General features: G+C 69.3%; 18 protein-coding genes. 15 read left to right on the top strand and 3 right to left on the bottom strand.

Annotated elements, in window-relative coordinates; all coding sequences use genetic code 11:
• Positions 1-9 precede the first annotated feature (9 nt).
• From DPQ65_RS09595 to DPQ65_RS09540, 12 genes are all read left to right on the top strand, one after another.
• The gene (locus DPQ65_RS09595) at positions 10-243 is read left to right on the top strand and encodes a hypothetical protein (RefSeq protein WP_162802143.1); all 234 of its coding nucleotides are present in this window, start codon (positions 10-12) and stop codon (positions 241-243) included.
• Positions 244-337: 94 nt separating this feature from the next.
• Positions 338-1,162, top strand: coding sequence for a F0F1 ATP synthase subunit A (atpB, locus tag DPQ65_RS09590; RefSeq protein ID WP_238146770.1), 825 nt, complete (start codon positions 338-340; stop codon positions 1,160-1,162).
• Positions 1,163-1,235: 73 nt separating this feature from the next.
• On the top strand, positions 1,236-1,442 hold the full coding sequence (gene atpE / locus DPQ65_RS09585; protein WP_109473824.1) for an ATP synthase F0 subunit C: 207 nt from the start codon (positions 1,236-1,238) through the stop codon (positions 1,440-1,442).
• 77 nt (positions 1,443-1,519) lie between these two features.
• Positions 1,520-2,155 (top strand): F0F1 ATP synthase subunit B, encoded by a 636-nt coding sequence (locus tag DPQ65_RS09580; RefSeq protein WP_420330084.1) that lies wholly within the window; start codon positions 1,520-1,522, stop codon positions 2,153-2,155.
• Positions 2,155-2,964, top strand: coding sequence for a F0F1 ATP synthase subunit delta (locus DPQ65_RS09575; protein ID WP_114907130.1), 810 nt, complete (start codon positions 2,155-2,157; stop codon positions 2,962-2,964). Before DPQ65_RS09580 ends, DPQ65_RS09575 begins: the two co-directional genes overlap by 1 nt.
• A gap of 61 nt (positions 2,965-3,025) precedes the next feature.
• Positions 3,026-4,675, top strand: coding sequence for a F0F1 ATP synthase subunit alpha (gene atpA / locus DPQ65_RS09570; protein WP_114907129.1), 1,650 nt, complete (start codon positions 3,026-3,028; stop codon positions 4,673-4,675).
• An 82-nt stretch (positions 4,676-4,757) separates the two neighbouring features.
• Positions 4,758-5,657, top strand: coding sequence for a F0F1 ATP synthase subunit gamma (locus tag DPQ65_RS09565; RefSeq protein ID WP_114907128.1), 900 nt, complete (start codon positions 4,758-4,760; stop codon positions 5,655-5,657).
• A gap of 17 nt (positions 5,658-5,674) precedes the next feature.
• Entirely contained in the window at positions 5,675-7,132 is a 1,458-nt protein-coding gene (gene atpD / locus DPQ65_RS09560; RefSeq protein ID WP_114907127.1) for a F0F1 ATP synthase subunit beta, read from the top strand.
• Between the two features lie 114 nt (positions 7,133-7,246).
• Complete coding sequence (locus tag DPQ65_RS09555; RefSeq protein ID WP_114907126.1) at positions 7,247-7,516, top strand: F0F1 ATP synthase subunit epsilon; 270 nt, start codon at positions 7,247-7,249, stop codon at positions 7,514-7,516.
• 7 nt (positions 7,517-7,523) lie between these two features.
• On the top strand, positions 7,524-7,952 hold the full coding sequence (locus DPQ65_RS09550) for a DUF2550 family protein (protein ID WP_114907125.1): 429 nt from the start codon (positions 7,524-7,526) through the stop codon (positions 7,950-7,952).
• 12 nt (positions 7,953-7,964) lie between these two features.
• Complete coding sequence (locus DPQ65_RS09545) at positions 7,965-8,621, top strand: cob(I)yrinic acid a,c-diamide adenosyltransferase (RefSeq protein WP_114907124.1); 657 nt, start codon at positions 7,965-7,967, stop codon at positions 8,619-8,621.
• Positions 8,622-8,786: 165 nt separating this feature from the next.
• Positions 8,787-9,197 carry an STAS domain-containing protein gene (locus tag DPQ65_RS09540; RefSeq protein WP_114907123.1) on the top strand — a complete coding sequence of 137 codons (411 nt, stop codon included), beginning with the start codon at positions 8,787-8,789 and terminating at the stop codon, positions 9,195-9,197.
• Between the two features lie 36 nt (positions 9,198-9,233).
• On the opposite strand, the gene DPQ65_RS09535 is transcribed toward DPQ65_RS09540, so the two are convergent.
• Together DPQ65_RS09535 and nucS are read right to left on the bottom strand one after the other, a co-directional pair.
• The gene (locus DPQ65_RS09535) at positions 9,234-10,781 is read right to left on the bottom strand and encodes a gamma-glutamyltransferase (RefSeq protein ID WP_114907122.1); all 1,548 of its coding nucleotides are present in this window, start codon (positions 10,779-10,781) and stop codon (positions 9,234-9,236) included.
• 80 nt (positions 10,782-10,861) lie between these two features.
• The gene (nucS, locus tag DPQ65_RS09530) at positions 10,862-11,557 is read right to left on the bottom strand and encodes an endonuclease NucS (RefSeq protein WP_114907121.1); all 696 of its coding nucleotides are present in this window, start codon (positions 11,555-11,557) and stop codon (positions 10,862-10,864) included.
• A gap of 37 nt (positions 11,558-11,594) precedes the next feature.
• On the opposite strand from nucS, the gene DPQ65_RS09525 reads away from it, so the two are divergent.
• From DPQ65_RS09525 to DPQ65_RS09515, 3 genes are read left to right on the top strand one after another with little or no spacing between them, the layout of a single operon-like run.
• Complete coding sequence (locus DPQ65_RS09525; protein WP_114907120.1) at positions 11,595-13,250, top strand: 3-hydroxyacyl-CoA dehydrogenase family protein; 1,656 nt, start codon at positions 11,595-11,597, stop codon at positions 13,248-13,250.
• Between the two features lie 4 nt (positions 13,251-13,254).
• Complete coding sequence (locus DPQ65_RS09520; protein ID WP_202863070.1) at positions 13,255-13,566, top strand: hypothetical protein; 312 nt, start codon at positions 13,255-13,257, stop codon at positions 13,564-13,566.
• The gene (locus tag DPQ65_RS09515; protein ID WP_114907119.1) at positions 13,563-14,015 is read left to right on the top strand and encodes a hypothetical protein; all 453 of its coding nucleotides are present in this window, start codon (positions 13,563-13,565) and stop codon (positions 14,013-14,015) included. The genes DPQ65_RS09520 and DPQ65_RS09515 overlap by 4 nt, the downstream gene beginning before the upstream one ends.
• Positions 14,016-14,147: 132 nt before the next feature.
• Here the strand turns inward: DPQ65_RS09515 and DPQ65_RS09510 are convergent, their stop codons facing one another.
• Complete coding sequence (locus DPQ65_RS09510) at positions 14,148-15,602, bottom strand: AI-2E family transporter (protein WP_238146769.1); 1,455 nt, start codon at positions 15,600-15,602, stop codon at positions 14,148-14,150.
• Positions 15,603-15,756: the final 154 nt, after the last annotated feature.

Below are 15,756 nucleotides of genomic sequence, written 5' to 3'. Positions count from 1 at the left end.
AGCCCACCGATGACCGAGCAGCCCGAGCGCTCGACCGAGCCCGAGCACACTCCGGGGCATGCAGCGCAGACCAACATCGCCACCGATGTGATCGCCTATCTGCTCGCCGGTCCGCTGCTGTTCGGCGGCGCCGGCCTCCTCCTCGACCGTTGGCTCGACCTGACGTTCTTCATCGTCATCGGGCTGCTGGCGGGGATGACCCTGTCCATGTACGTCATCTGGAACCGGTACGGTACGTCATGACGCCCCCCGCGAGCTGGCTGCTGCTGCCGCGATGTGGCGCGTCTCCAGACCACCTGAGCACGACCACCTGCCCGAGCACGACTGAGGAGAACCTGTGAGCCCGACCGCGGCGATGCTGCTGCCTATGGCCGAGGACGAGAGCCACTTCCCCCCGGACCCCTCGCTGTTCTGGCAGCCGCTGGTGAAGTTCGGCACCGTCGACCTGTTCGGCTCCGAGATGACGCTGGCGATCACCCGCCCCATGGTGATCCTGGCGCTCACCGTCGGGCTGCTGTCCTGGTGGCTGGTCGCGACCACCCGCAAGGCCGCCATCGTGCCCAGCAAGGGCCAGGCCGGCACCGAGGCCGTCTACAACTTCGTGCGCAACGGCATCGCCCGTGACATGATCGGCAGCCGCGACTTCCTGCCATTCGTGCCCTTCCTGTTCACGATGTTCGTGCTGATCCTGTTCAACAACTGGATGGGCATCATCCCGCCGGTGCAGATGCCCACGATGGGCCGCATCGGCTTCCCCATCGCCCTCACGCTGCTGGTCTACGTCGTCTACCACTGGATCGGCGTCAAGAAGCACGGCGCGATCGGCTACTTCAAGTTCATGCTCCCCTCGGGCCTGCCCGGCTGGATCAAGCCGGCCATCCTGGCCCTGGAGATGCTGACCTTCTTCGTGACCCGCCCGCTCACGCTGGCATTGCGACTCTTCGGCAACATGTTTGCTGGCCACCTCCTGCTCGTCGTCTTCATCATCGGCGGCTGGGAGCTCTTCCTGCAGGGTGGGCTCCTGAGCGTCGTCTCGCTGCCGGCCTGGATCATGGCCTTCGCGATGACCGTCTTCGAGGCCCTGGTCCAGTTCCTGCAGGCCTACGTCTTCGTCCTCCTGGCCGCCTCCTACATCGGCGGCGCCCTGGTCGACGAGCACTGACCAACAACTAAATAGCTCATTGCCACCGAGCGGCTGACAGTCGCCCGGGACAACACACAGAAAGAGAACTGACGTGACTGGTGACATCACACTGCTCGGCTACGGCCTCGCTGCCATCGGCCCGGCCATCGGCGTGGGTCTGATCTTCGCCGCCTACATCAACGGCGTCGCGCGCCAGCCGGAGGCCCAGAAGATCCTCCAGCCGATCGCCATCCTGGGCTTCGCGCTCGCCGAGGCGCTCGCGATCTTCGCCCTGGTGCTCTTCTTCATCCGTCTTTGACGGCTGGCTCTCCAGAACCCACCAGATTCGACATGGTGTTGCCTCGTTGAGGTGACACCGTCCCAGAGGAGACCATCGTGCAGCTGACCGCTAGCACCCTGACCGCCGTCCCGGTGGTCACGGCCGCCGGGTCCGACGACCCCGAGGCCACGGCTCTGCCGATCCTGCCCTACCTCCCCGAGCTCATCTTCGGGCTGGTGGCCTTCGGCATCCTGTACTGGGTTGTGGCCAAGTACGTCGTGCCCAACCTGGAGAAGGCGTATGCCGAGCGCACCGCCGCGATCGAGGGCGGCATGCAGCAGGCCGAGAAGGCCCAGGAAGAGGCCGAGGCGGCGCTGCGCGAGTACAAGGCGCAGCTCGCCGAGGCTCGCGACGAGGCAGCTCGCATCCGCGAGGAGGCCAAGGAGCAGGGCGCGTCGATCATCGCCGAGATGCGTGAGCAGGCGCAGGCCGAGGCCAACCGCATCACCGAGTCCGCGACCAAGCAGATCGAGGCCGAGCGCCAGCAGGCCGTGGTCTCCCTCCGCAGCGACGTGGGCAAGCTCTCGACCGACCTGGCCAGCAAGATCGTCGGGGAGTCCCTCGAGGACCAGACCCGTCAGAGTGGCATCGTCGACCGGTTCCTGGCCGAGCTCGAGGCGGGCAACGTCCGTCCCGAGGTCGTCGGCTCACCGTCCGACGGCTCCGCCGGCGCTGAGGGGCAGGGCAACTGATGCAGGGCGCGTCACGATCGGCTCTCGCCGGCTCCCGCGAGGTCCTCTCGCAGGTGCTCGACCAGGCCTCCGACCGCGGCGCCCTGGGCGAGGAGCTGCTCCAGGTCGCCGACCTGGTGGCCGGCAACGCCGTGCTCCGGCGCGCGCTGGCCGACCCGTCCCGTGAGGGTGGCGAGAAGGCCGAGCTGGCCAACCGCCTGTTCGGTGGCAAGGTCAGCGAGCCCGCGCAGCAGATCGCCGCGACCGTCGCTGCCCAGCGCTGGGCGTCCGAGAGCGACCTGACCGCCACGCTGGAGGCCTTCGGTGTGGAGTCGATCCTGGCTCAGGCCGAGGCCAACGGCCGGCTCACCCAGGTCGAGGACGAGCTGTTCCGCTTCGGGCGCATCGTGGACGGCACCGCCGAGCTCCGCTCGGCGCTGACCGACCGACGCGCCCCGGTGGAGTCCAAGGCCCAGGTCGTGCACCGCCTGCTTGACGGTCGCAGCGCCCCGGAGACGATCCGGCTTGCTGAGCTGGCCGCCACCCACCGGAGCACCCGGTTCGACCACGCGGTCGAGGGCTACCTCTCGATCGCGGCGCGGCGGCAGGAGCAACTGACCGCCACGATCACCACTGCGGTGCGGCTCTCCGGGCAGCAGCGCGAACGACTCACCCAAGCACTCGGCCAGCAGTATGGCCGCTCGGTGCGCATCAACGAGGTCGTCGACCCCACGGTGGTCGGTGGCATCCGTGTCGCCATCGGTGACGAGGTCATCGACGGCACCGTCCTGAGCCGCCTCGACGAGGCGCGCCGCAGGATGATCAGCTGACCCCGCACCCCCCTGACCCACCCGCACGGGCCCGGACCGGGCCGCATACGAGGAGAAGATGATGACGGAGCTCACGATCCGTCCGGACGAGATCCGGGACGCACTGGACAACTTCGTCCAGTCCTATGAGCCGAACGCCGCGACCACTGAGGAGGTCGGGCGCGTGGCCGACGCCGGTGACGGCATCGCCCACGTCGAGGGGCTGCCCTCGGCCATGGCCAACGAGCTGCTCGAGTTCGAGGACGGCACGCTGGGCCTGGCCATGAACCTCGATGTCCACGACATCGGTGTCGTCGTGCTCGGTGAGTTCGCCGGCATCGACGAGGGCCAGCAGGTCAAGCGCACCGGCGAGGTGCTCTCCGTCCCCGTCGGCGACGGCTACCTGGGCCGCGTCGTTGACCCGCTGGGCAACCCGATCGACGGTCTCGGCGACATCGAGGCCGAGGGCCGCCGCGTTCTGGAGCTGCAGGCTCCCGGCGTCATGCAGCGCAAGTCGGTGCACGAGCCCCTGCAGACCGGCATCAAGGCCATCGACGCGATGATCCCCGTCGGCCGCGGCCAGCGTCAACTGATCATCGGTGACCGCCAGACCGGCAAGACCACCGTCGCCATCGACACGATCCTCAACCAGAAGCAGAACTGGGAGTCCGGCGACCCGGACAAGCAGGTCATGTGCGTCTACGTCGCGATCGGTCAGAAGGGCTCAACCATCGCGTCGGTCCGCAGCACCCTCGAGGAGGGCGGCGCGATGGACTACACCACCATCGTCGCGGCCCCGGCCTCGGACCCGGCCGGCTTCAAGTACCTCGCCCCCTACACCGGCTCGGCGATCGGCCAGCACTGGATGTACCAGGGCAAGCACGTCCTCATCGTCTTCGACGACCTGTCCAAGCAGGCCGAGGCCTACCGCGCCGTCTCGCTGCTGCTGCGTCGCCCGCCGGGCCGCGAGGCCTACCCCGGTGACGTCTTCTACCTGCACAGCCGGTTGCTCGAGCGTTGCGCCAAGCTCTCCGACGACATGGGCGCGGGCTCGATGACCGGTCTGCCGATCATCGAGACCAAGGCCGGTGACGTGTCGGCCTACATCCCGACCAACGTCATCTCCATCACCGACGGCCAGATCTACCTGCAGGCCGACCTGTTCAACTCCGACGTCCGCCCCGCGATCGACGTGGGTGTCTCGGTGTCCCGGGTCGGCGGTGCCGCCCAGGTCAAGGCCATGAAGAGCGTCTCCGGACGACTCAAGGTCGACCTGGCGCAGTTCCGTGAGATGGAGGCCTTCGCGATGTTCGCCTCCGACCTGGACGCCGCCTCGCGGGCCCAGCTGGAGCGCGGTGCCCGCATGGTCGAGCTGCTCAAGCAGCCGCAGTCCTCGCCGATCCCCGTGGAGGAGCAGGTCGCCATCATCTGGGCCGGCACCACCGGTGAGCTCGACACCGTCGCCGTCGCGGACATCCGCCGCTTCGAGCGCGAGTTCGTCGACTACCTGCGCCGCGAGAAGAGCGACATGCTCGCCGGCATCCGGGAGACCGGCAAGCTCGGCGATGACACCCTGGCCGCTCTGGACGACAGCATGAAGGCGTTCAAGGAGCAGTTCCGGGCCTCCGAGGGTGGCGGCATCCAGCCCGGCAGTGACGAGGACGACGAGAACCGTGACGCGCTCGAGGTCGAGGACGTCAACCAGGAGCAGATCCAGCGCCAGAAGCGCTGACCGCCCGCCGCGCGACCGCTCACCGGTCGCGCGGCAGGCACGACCAAACCACCACCCGTACGGCTGACAAGAGAGGCGAGGCATGGGAGCCCAGCAGCGGATCTACCGCCAGAAAAGCCGGTCCGTCCAGTCGATGAAGAAGATCACCCGGGCGATGGAGCTGATTGCCACCTCCCGCGTGTCCAAGGCCCGCGAGCGCGTGGTGCAGACCACGCCCTACGCCCGCGCGATCACCCGCGCCGTCTCCGCCGTGGCCACCTTCTCCGACGTCGACCACCCGCTCACGCTCGAGCGGGAGAACCCCGCCAAGGCCGGGATGCTGGTCATCACCAGCGACCGTGGCCTGGCCGGCGCCTACTCGGCGAACGTCCTCAAGCGGAGCGAGGCGCTGCGCGAGCTCCTGCAGGACGAGGGTCGCGAGGTCGTCCCCTACCTCACCGGGCGCAAGGCGGAGGGCTACTTCCGGTTCCGGCAGCGGGCCTTCGAGGAGTCCTGGACCGGTTTCACGGACAAGCCGACCTACGAGGTGGCCAAGGAGATCGGTGACCGGCTGACCGCGGACTTCATCAGGGGTTCCGAGGACGGCGGGGTGGACGAGATCCACATCGTCTACACCCAGTTCATCAACATGGTCACCCAGGAGGTGCAGGTCGTGCGCCTGCTGCCCCTGGAGGTCGTGGACGCCGAGGAGAAGGCCAGCGAGGAGGAGCTCTTCCCGCTCTATGAGTTCGAGCCGGACAGCTCCGAGGTGCTGGACGCGCTGCTCCCGCAGTACGTCACCTCCCGGATCTACAACGCGCTCCTGCAGGCAGCGGCCTCCGAGCTGGCTGCGCGGCAGCGGGCGATGAAGTCGGCGACCGACAACGCCGACGAGCTCCTCAAGACCTACACCCGGCTGGCCAACCAGGCACGCCAGGCCGAGATCACCCAAGAGATCAGCGAAATCGTGGGCGGCGCCAGCGCCCTCGCCGACGCCAAGTGAGAAGGAAGCACTCCACCATGACTGCAACCGTGAACGAGACGGACACCCAGCAGGGTCAGGGCGGCGTCGGTCGTCTGGCCCGCATCATCGGCCCCGTCGTCGACATCGAGTTCCCCCCGGGGCAGATCCCCCAGATGTACAACCTCCTGCAGACCGAGGTCGAGCTGAACGGCGAGACCACCACGCTGAACCTTGAGGTCGCCCTCGACATCGGCGACAGCATGGTCCGCGCGATCTCGCTGCAGCCGACCGATGGTCTGGTCCGTGGCGCGCAGGTGCGCGACACGGGCGGCCCGATCACCGTCCCGGTCGGCGACGTGACCCTCGGTCACGTCTTCAACGCCACCGGTGACGTCCTCGACCTGCCCGAGGGCGAGACCCTCGAGATCACCGAGCGTTGGGGCATCCACCGCAAGGCACCGGCCTTCGACCAGCTGGAGTCCAAGACCCAGATGTTCGAGACCGGCATCAAGGTCATCGACCTGCTGACCCCCTACGTCCAGGGTGGCAAGATCGGTCTGTTCGGTGGTGCCGGTGTCGGCAAGACCGTGCTGATCCAGGAGATGATCGCCCGGGTCGCCCGCGACCACGGTGGTGTGTCGGTGTTCGCCGGTGTCGGCGAGCGCACCCGTGAGGGCAACGACCTGATCGTCGAGATGGAGGAGGCCGGCGTGCTCGGCCAGACCGCCCTCGTCTTCGGCCAGATGGACGAGCCGCCGGGCACCCGCCTGCGCGTGGCGCTGTCCGCCCTGACGATGGCGGAGTACTTCCGCGACGTGCAGAAGCAGGACGTGCTGCTGTTCATCGACAACATCTTCCGCTTCACCCAGGCCGGCTCCGAGGTCTCCACGCTGCTGGGCCGCATGCCCTCGGCCGTGGGTTACCAGCCGACCCTGGCGGACGAGATGGGCGTGCTGCAGGAGCGGATCACCTCGACGCGCGGTCACTCGATCACCTCGATGCAGGCGATCTACGTGCCGGCCGACGACTACACCGACCCGGCCCCGGCGACGACCTTCGCCCACCTGGACGCGACCACCGAGCTCTCCCGCCCGATCGCTTCGATGGGTATCTACCCGGCCGTGGACCCGCTGACCTCGACCAGCCGGATCCTGGACCCGCGCTACATCAGCCAGGACCACTACGACACCGCGGTCCGGATCAAGTCGATCCTGCAGCGCTACAAGGAGCTGCAGGACATCATCGCGATCCTCGGCATCGACGAGCTCTCCGAGGAGGACAAGATCCTCGTCGGGCGCGCCCGTCGCATCCAGCGGTTCCTGTCGCAGAACACCTACGTGGCCAAGCAGTTCACCGGCCTCGAGGGCTCAACGGTGCCGCTGGCGGACACGATCGAGGCCTTCACCAAGGTCGCCGACGGCGAGTACGACCACGTCCCGGAGCAGGCCTTCTTCATGTGCGGTGGCCTCGATGACGTCGAGCGTCAGGCCGCAGAGCTCGAGAAGAACAGCTGATCGGGCACCACTGACCGATGGGTCCACGGACGGGCGGCGGCTGCGGCCGCCGCCCGTTCCGGATCACCACTGGACTAGACTGGACAACACGTCATCACCGAGAGGACACAGCACGTGAGTGCACTGCAGGTTGAGCTCGTCGCCGCCGACCGGATGGTCTGGAAGGGCGAGGCTAGTTTCGTGCGCGCGCGCAGCACGGACGGTGACCTCGGCATCATGCCCGGGCACTCCCCGCTGCTGGGTGTGCTGGTCGCCGGTGACGTCAGCTTCGACGGAGAGAGCGGCCACCAGAGCGTGACCATCGACTCGGGCTTCCTGTCCGTCGACCACGACCGGGTGACGATCGTCGCCGCCCAGGTGGATGCTTCCGGTCTGACCGCCTGAGCTGACCATGGACACCGGTGGCATCCTCCTCATCGTGCTCGCGATGGTGGCGGCTGTCCTGGTGATGGCCGCCGGGTTCTTTCTGTTCTCTCGGTATGCCGGCAGTCACCACAGCTTCCCGTGCGCCTTCCGCGCGGACGAGTCCGCAGACTGGCGCCGTGGGCAACTGACCTACCACTCGGGCCGTCTCGACCACTACGGTCGGGGCGGTCCGTTCCGTTCCCCCGTGCACCGGTGGCAGCGCGCCGGTCTCGAGTTCGGGATCGCCCGGTCGCAGGACCCGGCGGCGTTCTCCTGGCTCACCGGACCGGTGCTGGCGGTGCCGTGCACCTACGGACAGGACCGGTTCGAGCTCGCGCTCGGGCTGGAGCACTACACGGCACTGCGCTCCTGGCTGGAGTCGGTGCCCCCGGGCTGGAACGCCAACGTCGCCTGAGAGGATGCCGCTATGGTCATCCTCAATCGGATCTACACCCGCACCGGCGACGACGGCACCACGGCTCTGGGCGACTTCAGCCGCACGAGCAAGAACGACCCGCGCCTGGTGGCCTATGCCGATACGGACGAGGCCAACTCCGCCATCGGTGTGGCGGTGGCAGCCGGAGGGCTGCGCCAGGACGTCCAGGACACCCTGGTCCGCATCCAGAATGACCTCTTCGATGTGGGTGCAGACCTCTGCGCCCCGTTGCGCGCGTCCTATGAGTACCCGCCTCTGCGGGTCGAGGCCGCGTGGATCGATGAGCTGGAGGCCGACTGCGACCGCTACAACGAGGAGCTGGAGAAGCTCCGGTCGTTCATCCTTCCCGGAGGAACGCCGGGCTCAGCCCACCTGCACGTGGCCCGCACGGTGGTCCGGCGTGCCGAGCGGTCGGCCTGGGCGGCGGTGGAGACCCACGGTGACCAGCCCGCGGCCGAGGACGCGGAGCGCGGCGTCGGGGGAGTCAGCCTGCTCACCGCCAAGTACCTGAACCGGCTCTCGGACCTGTTGTTCATCCTGGCGCGCGTCGCCAACCTCGAGGCGGGCGGTGACGTTCTGTGGCAGCCCGGTGGCGGTCGTGCGGAGCAGCCGGTCAAGCAGCGCGGTGGCTCAGCCCCGAAGGATTGACGCCACGTGGACCGAGTGCTACAAGCGCGAGGCTGAGAATTTACGAAACTGTGACCAAGTTCCGGGCAACCAATCCTGGTTCCATGGCGTTACCTGGTTAGACACTGTCCGACAACACTCACCGAGCGTTGTCGGACACTCAGGGGCACGTGGGCGGAGGCCGGAATGACTGCAGTGGCTTGGACCGGGCCGGGCATCGAGTTGTTCGTGGACTCGCCGGGGCGTGAAGCAACCATTCGGGGACAGCTCGGGGTGAGCACCGTGCCTGAGCTGCGTGCACAGCTGCAACGCATCCTCGCTGCGGGCGAGGGTGACCTGGTGCTGCACCTGCGGGAGGCCGAGGTGGCCGACGCCACGGGGCTGGGGGTGCTCGTCGGGTTGCACCAGCGGGCCCGCCGCCAGAACCGCCGCCTCGTCATCGCCGAGGCCTCCGAGCGGCTGGAGCGACTCATGCGCATCACCCGACTGCACCTCGTGCTGGCCCGTGTGGAGGGCCTGCACGTCGCCGGTCCGCCACGCCTGCAGGCCGGGGCGAGCATTGCCGCCATGTCCTCGATCCCCGGGCAGCCTCGCTGACCCCCTGGTCAGCCTCGCTGACCCCCGCCTGCGACGTCAGCCCACCACGGTGGCCGCGTCGCGACGCGGATCCGACACCGCGGTGAGCTCACCGTCGGCGGTCCGCAGAGCGGCACCCACCCCGCCGAAGTACATCGCGTGCGGCGCGTGCGCATGCAGCGGCACTACAGCCTCCGACCCGGCCGTCCGCAGATCAGTGAGGGCCCCGCGCAGGGTGTCCGACTCCTCGTGGTCGATGCGGACTGTCCCGTCGTCCAGGTGGCGCACGTGCAACCGAGGTGCGTCCACGGCATACTGCAGCGTCTCGCCGTGCAGGCAGAAGTGGAGCAGCACCTGAAGCAGCGCCGTGGTGATGCGGTCCGCGCCCGGCGTGCCGACCGACAGCACGGTCCCGTCCGGGTGCCGCGCCGTCGTGGGGGACATGTTGGAGGCCATCCGCGTGCCGGGTGCCAGCGCGTGCAGGCCGCGGCGGTTCAGCTCGGGCTCGCCCAGGGCGTTGTTGCCGAGCAGGCCGGTCCCGGCGACGTACATGCCGGAGCCGTAGCCGGCCGAGGCCGTGATGGCGCAGGCGGTGCCGTCGCTGTCGACCACCGACACATGGGCGGTGTCCGGGGACGTCGGCAGCCCGACCGCGCCCATCGAGGCGATCGTCTGCAGCAGCTCGTGCCCGGCAGCCTCCAGGTCGTCGGCGATGTCGACCCGGTGCAGGCGCAGGTCCAGGACGTCCTTCATCACCCGCGCGGCGTGCCCGGGGGAGACCGGCCCGGTGACGTCGCCGATGAGTCGCAGCATCGCCGTCAGCACCGGTCCGCCGATGGCCGGTGGCGGGTTGCACGCCAGGTCCCAGCCGCCCAGGCTGGTCCGCAACGGGGTGCGCACCGCGGGACGGTAGGCCGCCAGGTCCCGGGCGGTGATCAGGCCGCCGCGCTCGCTCAGATCAGCCACGATCCGGGCCGCCAGGTCGCCGGTGTAGACGCTGCCCGCGCCCTCCTCACCGATCTGGCGCAGGGTGGCCACCAGGTTGTCGTCCCGGATCAGGTGGCCGGGCTGCCACGCCCGGCCGTCGTCGGTGTAGAGCCGCCGGGTGTCCTGGTCCCAGGCAAAGATCGTGTGGGCCACGAGCTCGAAGTAGGAGGCGGCCGTGTGGCTGAGCTGGAAGCCGTCGGCCACGATCGTCGCCGCCGTTTCCAACAGCTCGCTCCACGGCGCGGCGCCGAACCGCTCGTGCGCCAGACCCATCCCCGCGAACATGCCAGGGATCGCGACCGACCCGGGCCCGGCGTGGGTGGTCAGCCCGCCGCCATAGGTCGTCACGCACTCGATCAGCCCCGCGCCGAAGCGCTCCGGGGCGGCGCCGCGTCCAGGCATCTCCACATTGCCGTCCACCACCACCGGGCTGCCGTCCATCGGCCACACGTTGATGAAGCACCCGCCCAGCGGGCTGACGATGCCCGGCTCGGTCGCCGTGGCCGTGATCATGGCGGCGATGGCCGCATCGATCGCGTTGCCCCCGCTGCCCAGGGCGTGCACCCCCGCCTGGGTGGCCGAGGAGTTGGGGGCGGCGATCGCGGCGCGGCGGGTCATGGGGTGATTGTGCCCCGACCGGACGATCCGATCCTCCCCAAAAATGCGCACAGGGCGTTCCAAACCTCCCCAAGAATGGGTCAGAAGAGGCGCGAGGTCGTGTCGTCCTGCCCGCGGAGAGCCTCATAGTCCAGCGTCACGCAGCGGATGCCGCGGTCGGTGGCCAGCACCCGCGCCTGCGGCTTGATCACCTGGGCGGCGAAGACTCCCTGCACCGGGGCCAGGTGCGGGTCGCGGTTGAGCAGCTCGAGGTAGCGGGTCAGCTGCTCCACCCCGTCGATGTCGCCCCGCCGTTTGATCTCCACGGCGACGGTCGCGCCCGCGCTGTCCTTGCACAGAATGTCGACCGGTCCGATGGCGGTGGCGTACTCCCGACGCAACAGGGTGTAGCCCTCACCGAGGGTGGCGATGTGCTCGGCCAGCAGCGCCTGCAGCTGTGCCTCGACCCCGTCCTTGACCAGACCGGGGTCGATCCCCAGGTCGTGCGAGGAGTCCGAGATCACCTCGTGCAGACGGATCCGCAGGTGGTCCTCGCGCTTGGCGTGCTGCACCAGCCAAATCGACTCGACCCCCTGCTCCTGCTCCTCCTCATCGGGCTCCAGCTCGGCCATCCGACAGGGCGGAGCCATCCAGTTCAACGGCTTGTAGGACCCCCCGTCGGAGTGGATCAGGACCGATCCGTCGGCCTTGACCATCAACAGACGGGTGGCCAGGGGGAGGTGGGCCTGCAGGGCCCCTTCGTAGTCAACGCTGCACCGGGCGATCACAACACGCACGTGCCACACCCTAAGCGTCGGGTGAGAGGATCGGGGCATGGCACGTGAGATCGGAACCATCGGAGTGATCGGACTGGGCACCATGGGTGCCGGCATCGTGGAGGTGTTCGCCCGGGGCGGGCTCACCGTGATCGGGGTGGAGAGCAGCCAGGAGTATGCCGAGCGAGGCCGGGGGATCCTGCAGGCCTCCACCGACCGCGCGGTGGCCAAGGGCAAGCTGGACGAGGCGGGGCAGTCCGAGATCCTGGGCCGGATCACCATCACGACCGACTATGCCGACCTGGCCCCCGCCGACCTGGTGGTCGAGGCGGTGCCGGAGATCATGGACCTCAAGCACGAGGTGATCGGCAAGCTCGAGGACGTGCTGGCCGATGACGCGATCGTGGCGACCAACACCTCCAGCCTGTCCATCACCGAGATCGCCGCGCCGGCCAAGGTGCCTGGCCGGATCATCGGCATGCACTTCTTCAACCCGGCCCCGATCCTGAAACTGGTGGAGGTCATCACCACCCCGCTGACCGCCCCGGAGACCACCGAGACGGTGCGCGCACTGTCGGAGACGATGGGCAAGAAGCCGGTCGTGATCGGCGACCGTGCCGGGTTCGTGGCCAACTACCTGCTCTACGGCTACTTCAGCGCCGCCCTGCGGATGTATGAGACCGGCCACGTCAGCCGCGAGGACCTGGACACCGCGGTGCGCGTCGGCATCGGTCTGCCGATGGGGCCGCTGACCCTGGGCGACCTGGTCGGGCTCGACGTCCTGCATCACATCTCGGACGTGATCTACGGCCACAGCCGCAGCCAGGAGCACGCCCCCAGCACGATGCTCGAGCGCATGGTGTTGGCCGGGCGCCTCGGCCGCAAGAGCGGGCAGGGCTTCTACACCTTCGCCAAGCCCGGCAGCGGGCAGGTCGTCGACGATGAGCTCACTCCCACAGCCGCGGCCGGGCGGGACCTGCAGTCGGTCGCCGTCCTCGGCGCGGGGGCCCTCGCCGAGGAGCTGGTGGGTCGGTTCCAGGAGGGCGGGTATGCCGTCACGCACCTGGCCGACCCCTCCGACGACCTCTCCGGGCTGGCCTCGGTGGGGCTGGTCATCGAGGCCCAGGACGAGAACGTCGAGGAGGAGGCGGCCGAGTCCCTGCGCGACGTGGACCACCTGTTCGCCGAGCTCGGCGAGATCACCGCGCCGGGCACGATCCTGGCCACCGTCAACACCTACTCCGCCGTCGCGCTCGCGGCCATCAGCGGCCGCCCCGAGGACACCGTGGTGCTGCGGGTGCACGCCCCGACCCCCAACGGCCAGGTCATCGAGGCCGGGCGCACCATCACGACGTCCGAGGAGACCCTCGCCACCGTGCGCTCGGCGATCACCGCGATCGACGCCTCGCCGGTCGTCTGCAAGGACCGCACCGGCCTGGTGGTCGACGCCCTGCTGGTCACCCACCTCAACGACTGCGTCCGGATGCTCGACGAGGGTTATGCCAGTGCCGAGGACATCGACACCGCGCTCCAGTTCGGCCTGGGTTACCCGGTCGGACCGTTCGCGATGATCGACCGGCTCGGCGCCGACGAGGTGCTCGCCGTGGCCGAGGAGCTCTACACCGGCACCGCCGGGTTCCAGACGCACCTGGCGCCCTCACCCCTGCTGGTGGAGCACGTCCTGCTGGACGAGCCGTTCCTCACCGGACGGTGATCCTGTGGGCCGGTCCAACCGGAAGCGGCGCGGCGGGCGGGTCCAGCCGCGGCGCAACGGCCCACCGGTCGAGCGTCGGCCGGTCCTGGACGAGGTGGAGTTCGGCGGCCAGGCGTGGGCGGCGCGGCAGGTCGGGGGCAACGACTCCGGCCGCGCCTACCTGTGCCCGGGGTGCCTCCAGGAACTGCCGGCGACCACTCCGCATACCGTCGCCTGGCCCACCGCGGGGATGCACGGCGTGGAGAACCGGCGACACTGGCACACCACCTGCTGGAACGCTCGTGACCGTCGCCGACCGGGGGAGGCCTGGGCATGAGTGACACCGCCCTGGTCCTGCTGGTGGTGGGCATCCTCGTGGCCGTGGGGGCCTTCATCGCCGGGGTCGGGTTCTTCATCCTGCGCTATCACCGCCAACCGACTCCGGAGCCGACGGTGGTGCCCGGGCCGCAGGGGCCGGTTGCCACGATCCCGACCCGGCAGATCTCGGTCGTGCGCTCGGGCCTGCCGTGGCTCGCGCTCGCGCAGTATGCCGTGCGCGGCACCCTGACCGTCGCCCCCGACGGCCTGCGGTACACGCGCGCCCTGCGGGGCCCCAAGCATCTGCCCTACGAGGAGATCAGCGGAGTCGGGACGCCGGATCCGTCGCATCCCACGATGCTGACGGTCCACCTGAGGAACGGCTGGGGGATCGTCGCGCTGACCGGCACACCGCAGGCGCGGCACATCGCGCTCGTCGAGCTGTCCCGCTGGGTCCCCGTCGCCTGACCCATTCTTGGGGAGGTTTGGAACACGCCCGGCATGATTTTGGGGAGGTCTGGACCACCTCCCGGTGGATGCGTGCGGTCCGATCCTCCCCAGAAATGGGCTTGAAGCGGTCCGAACTTCCCCAAAAATGGGTCAGAGGCGGTTCTGGCGGGGGACGACGACCTCGTTGTAGAGCAGCAGCATGCCCGCCGCGACGGGGATCGCCACGAGCGCGCCGAGCACGCCCATCAGGGTGCCCCCGGCCAGCACCGCGACCACAGTGACCGCTCCGGGCACCGAGACGGTCCGCGCCATGATGCGCGGCACGATCACGTAGTTCTCGAACTGCTGGTAGACGAGGTAGTAGATGCAGACGACCAGGGCGATGACCCAGCCCTGGCTCAGGGCCACCAGGGCCACGATGACCGCGCCGAGGGTGGCACCGACCAGGGGGATCAGCCCCAGCATCCCGACGAGGACGGCCAGCACAATCGCGTAGGGCACGCCGAGCAGCTGCATCATGATCCACGAGCAGGTGCCGTTGATGGTCGCCACCGCGACCTGACCCAGGGCATAGCCACCCACCCGGCGCATGATCTCCTCGGCGAGCCCGATGACCCGCGCCCGCCGGCTCAGCGGCACGATCTTGTAGGCGGCGTCCTTGACGGTCGGCAGCGCGGCCAGGAAGTACAGGGTCAGGACCAGCGCCGTGAAGGCGCCGATGAGGCCACCGGCCAGCGCTCCGGCCGCGCCGAGCACGCCCCCGAAGATGGTCGAGATGAACGTGGTGTCCTGCAGGCGGTTCTCGAACTCGGTCTCGAGGCGGCTGCTGACGTCATACTCCGCATCCAGGCGCGTCACCCACTCCTGGTTGCCCAGGTCCTCGACATAGCGCGGCGCCCGCTCGATCAGCGTCGAGGTCTCCGAGACGATGGTCGGCACGACCAGCCAGCTGAACAGGCCGAGCACCAGGATCAGCCCGACGAAGACCGTGAAGACGCCGCTGGACCGGTTCATCCCGCGGTGGGTCAGGCTCTCCACGATCGGGTTCAGCGACAGCGTGAGGAAGATCGCGATCACCACGAAGGTGATCACCGAGCTGAGCTGGGAGACGTTCTGGGCGAGCCACCAGGCCACCAGGACGCCGAGCGCGCCGAAGAAGCCGAACATGAACGGCGAGGTCACCATCATCATCTCGCGTCGCCGCTCGACGATCGGCTCCTCGGGCTGCGGGCCCCCGGGCGCTCCCGGTGCCCTCCCGGTGCCCTCCCCGGTCGTCGCCCCGCCAGCTTCTGCGCTCGTCCCCGTTGTGCTCGTCCCCGTCTGACTCGCCCCCGTCGTCGTGCTCGCCCCCGCCGTGCTGGCTCCCGTCGTCGTGCTCGCCCCCGCCGTGCTGGCTCCCGTCGTCGTGCTCGCCCCCGTCGCGTCCGCGGCCGCCCGGTCCGACCCGGTCCCGGCCAGCCCGGGCAGCGTGGTCTGTGGGGGTGGGGCGAGGTGTCGGCGCTCGACCATCTCCCGCTGCAGCCGGTTGCTCTCGGCCAGCTCGCTCAGCTGGGTCTCGCGGTAGCGGCGCCAGCTCTCCACCGCCTCACGGCCCCGCCCGCGCACGCCCACGCCGTCGTCGCCGCGCCCTAGGGAAGGCAGCCGTAGTCGTCGCCGACCAGTGCCCCCCGTGCCCTGACCGGTCTCCTCTGATGCCTGGCCGGCGCCCCCGGAAGCCCGACCGGTGCTCCCTGACGACCGACCGGCGTCCCCCGAGCCT

Origin of the sequence: Ornithinimicrobium murale, assembly GCF_003352835.1 — a bacterium.
GTDB lineage: Bacteria > Actinomycetota > Actinomycetes > Actinomycetales > Dermatophilaceae > Ornithinicoccus > Ornithinicoccus muralis.
Note: the sequence above shows the minus strand (reverse complement) of the source record. Positions and strands in the feature narration are given on the sequence as shown.

Excerpts from the sequence above, each read along its gene's own strand:
- atpD (WP_114907127.1), top strand. The coding sequence starts at position 5,675 with ATGACTGCAACCGTGAACGAGACGGACACCCAGCAGGGTCAGGGCGGC.
- DPQ65_RS09515 (WP_114907119.1), top strand. The coding sequence starts at position 13,563 with ATGAGTGACACCGCCCTGGTCCTGCTGGTGGTGGGCATCCTCGTGGCC.
- atpA (WP_114907129.1), top strand. The coding sequence starts at position 3,026 with ATGACGGAGCTCACGATCCGTCCGGACGAGATCCGGGACGCACTGGAC.
- DPQ65_RS09595 (WP_162802143.1), top strand. The coding sequence starts at position 10 with ATGACCGAGCAGCCCGAGCGCTCGACCGAGCCCGAGCACACTCCGGGG.
- DPQ65_RS09550 (WP_114907125.1), top strand. The coding sequence starts at position 7,524 with ATGGACACCGGTGGCATCCTCCTCATCGTGCTCGCGATGGTGGCGGCT.
- DPQ65_RS09525 (WP_114907120.1), top strand. The coding sequence starts at position 11,595 with ATGGCACGTGAGATCGGAACCATCGGAGTGATCGGACTGGGCACCATG.
- DPQ65_RS09575 (WP_114907130.1), top strand. The coding sequence starts at position 2,155 with ATGCAGGGCGCGTCACGATCGGCTCTCGCCGGCTCCCGCGAGGTCCTC.
- DPQ65_RS09565 (WP_114907128.1), top strand. The coding sequence starts at position 4,758 with ATGGGAGCCCAGCAGCGGATCTACCGCCAGAAAAGCCGGTCCGTCCAG.
- DPQ65_RS09540 (WP_114907123.1), top strand. The coding sequence starts at position 8,787 with ATGACTGCAGTGGCTTGGACCGGGCCGGGCATCGAGTTGTTCGTGGAC.
- DPQ65_RS09545 (WP_114907124.1), top strand. The coding sequence starts at position 7,965 with ATGGTCATCCTCAATCGGATCTACACCCGCACCGGCGACGACGGCACC.
- DPQ65_RS09535 (WP_114907122.1), bottom strand. The coding sequence starts at position 10,781 with ATGACCCGCCGCGCCGCGATCGCCGCCCCCAACTCCTCGGCCACCCAG.